General features: G+C 61.0%; 2 protein-coding genes. Both read right to left on the minus strand.

The window, feature by feature from the left end:
- Positions 1-412: 412 nt before the first annotated feature.
- On the minus strand, positions 413-1,117 hold the full coding sequence (locus tag NMG80_RS04195; RefSeq protein WP_254016968.1) for a transglutaminase-like cysteine peptidase: 705 nt from the start codon (positions 1,115-1,117) through the stop codon (positions 413-415).
- Entirely contained in the window at positions 1,114-2,517 is a 1,404-nt protein-coding gene (locus tag NMG80_RS04200) for a glucoamylase family protein (protein ID WP_254016969.1), read from the minus strand. Before NMG80_RS04200 ends, NMG80_RS04195 begins: the two co-directional genes overlap by 4 nt.
- Positions 2,518-2,846 lie beyond the last annotated feature (329 nt).

Here is a 2,846-nt window from a genome sequence, read left to right on the forward strand (position 1 = left end):
CTCAACACGCCGAATAGAGAAGTGCCTTTGTCGCCGCTCGTGTCGCCGGGGAGGCAGTCGACTTCGCGGCAATCGGCGGCTCACGCCGTGGCGGCATCGCCGTTGTATCCACTGTACCGGGTCTCGGACGCACCAGATTGCAACTGGCTTGCAATCCCAAGGGCCGTCTCGCTCTTCCTTTCAAATCGATCGACAGACCAGATCAGAGGGAAATTGGGGCGTTGTCTCTCATCCGCCTGAATAGGCCCGTGTCCAGCGGAACGTTCCTTCCACCGGCCAACGCTGCAGCAGAACACTCTGTCAGGAACGCCGAGAAGGTCGCAAAGCCGCCGATGATTCCGGTTGTCACGAATAACCGATACTGAACGGAGCGAATAGCCCAACGACCAAGCAGCTGTGCTGTCACGCTCGGTTACCGTTTTGTTGGCCTGACGATAGTTTTGCCCACTCGAGGGTCGAAGACGCTCGGCTGCTTTGCGACTGGAGTGACCACTAGCGTGCTGACGATTGGGTTCCGGCGTTCGCCGATTGTGACCCAGCTGCCGGGGTGGTCACTCGACTGGCGCTTGAGAAAATCATAGCCGGTCTGGTCCCAATGGCGGATCGCGTCCGTCAAATTGTCGAGGATGAAATCGCCCTTGTCTGTTCGGACGGTGAGGACTGCATGGCCTTGGCCGCCCCGCTTGCGCACGACCGTGATCAGAAGGTTGGAGGGCGAAAGACCCTCACGCATGAGATCGCGACGCTTTTCGAGCACATAGTCCTCGCAATCGCCGTGGCCGTTCGGATAGGCCCAGACTTCGTCCCTGCCATAAGCGTCGATATCGGTTATAGGTCGAACCGACCTGTTGATCCGCGTATTGATCGCGATGATTTTTCTCCAGACGGTGCCGGTGACATGCTGGGGGCCGAGGTCGCGGGTGCGGATCGTGCATTCGGTCGAATTGGCTTTGCAGAATTCGTAATGACCAATCGGCTGAGAGGTTAGACTGCCTGTTAACATCGGTGGTGATGCGTGGGCCGATCCTGCCGGCCATCCCACCGTGATCAGCCCGAACAGAATGCCGGAGCGCATGATCGCGAGCCGTGCTTTTGACAGGGAATACGCAGTGCTCATGACGTGGCTGCGGCGGCTTTCGGGCGCCGGGAAAAGCCGAGCCTCGCGAGCCCGATCTGGATCTCCGGACAGCTCATGAAGAGGCGCCACAGAAGCCCGCTCCGGTAGTTCTCGATCATGACCACGATCGGCCCCTGATCGATCGCCAAATACGAGTCCGCGCACCAACCCGTCGAAGGGCTGAATGCATCCCTGAAGCCATACTCGCCCCACAGCCGGTCGCCGCGCGAAGCGAAGTGGCGAAGCGCCAGCTCGCATTCCGCGGGGGCATAGGGGAAGGAGCCGAGGGCGCCGGATGGAGTGATCACTCCGAGGTCGCGGTCGGGAGCGTGCGCGACATAGCCGTGGATACTGTCGCTCGCAGTCAGCCCCCAGCAATCCGCGCCATAGCCGTCGAATTTCCCTGGATTGCGAATGCAGTGCGTCCGGTTGATATGCGTATAGGCGACGTTCTGATGCCAATAATCGGCATAGCGATCTCGAAGCGCCCTCGGATCGAGGCCGAGGAACGAATAGTGCGAGAAGAATAGGGGACCGCCGTGATCAGGCCCGAGAGGCAGCCGCACGCCTTCAATGCTTCGGCCATTGGCGAAGGCCCGGCCCGCTGTCCAACCGCGGTGATAGACATCCACCTCGATCGAATGCCGTGCGGCAGACGCGGCGAGGATGAATGCAATCAGGCATTCGTTCCATCCGTGGATCGGGAGGTCCATCGCCCATCCGTGCACCGGGCTCCAATGCCAAGCGAGCGCCTCGGAGCCGCGGGTGTACCAGTCCCATTCGACCTCCGACCACAGAGCGTTGATAAGGCTTCGCAAGACGCGTTCCTTAGCGTCCGGCCCTCGAAAATATTGCCGCGCAGAAAGCAGCCCGACCATCAGATATGCCGTCTCGACAATGTCGCCGCCGTCGTCGAGCTGACTGAAGGGTATGGTTCGGCCGCTGTCGCCGTCCATCCAGTGAGGAAAGGCGCCGTGATGGCGCTCGGCCTGGCCGAGGAAGCACACCACCTTAATCAGGCGGTCGAGAGCGGCTCGCCGGCCGATCCATCCGCGTTCGACACCGGCAAGGATCGCCATGATGCCGAAGCCAGAACCGCCGGTCGTGACGACATGCGGTGTCGTGTTGCTCCGCTCTCGGGCGAGTCCGCTCGTGGGATGGCCGAACTCCCAGAAGAATCTGAGGGTCTGTCGCTGCACAGTATTGAGGAGCTCGGCCAGAGCCTCGTCCGGACGAGGGCCGTCGTAGTGCTTGCGGCCGATGAATATCCTGGGCGGCTTTTCGATCGCGACCGGAACGACGTGCGCGCCCCCGCCGCCGCGGCCGCTGGGGTTCGGTCCCTGGTCAGGAGACGGCCAATTGCGGTCCGCACGGAGCGCGCGTGACGCAGTGTACCGCAAGCGGCAGTGCGGGGTTGAAAGGGATGTCTGTCCCTTGGAGATGTCGCCAAAGGGGTCGGTGCGTTGAACTTGTCTGCTGCTGAAGTGAGAGCACCGATCCCCTGCCAATGGCAGGCGCTCCTGCAGCGATTGCGGAGCATTGCTTTCGAATGGCGCGATCGGGTCAGTATCTGTCTGGAGGTAGTTTAGCAACATGGTTCGCGCCGTCCTTACCGTTGAGGTCAGTATAGTTTGCCGGCGACGAACCACTCATTGTACGCAAGTAGACGGAGATCGTACGGATGTAAGCGGAGCTAAGGTATTGGTCTAGAAGCCTCATACTTTTGGTG

The sequence above is a fragment of the Mesorhizobium escarrei genome (assembly GCF_935825525.1).
GTDB lineage: Bacteria > Pseudomonadota > Alphaproteobacteria > Rhizobiales > Rhizobiaceae > Mesorhizobium > Mesorhizobium escarrei.

Bases quoted from the DNA above. Each gene is read 5' to 3' on its own strand.
- NMG80_RS04195 (WP_254016968.1), bottom strand. From the start codon at position 1,117: ATGAGCACTGCGTATTCCCTGTCAAAAGCACGGCTCGCGATCATGCGC.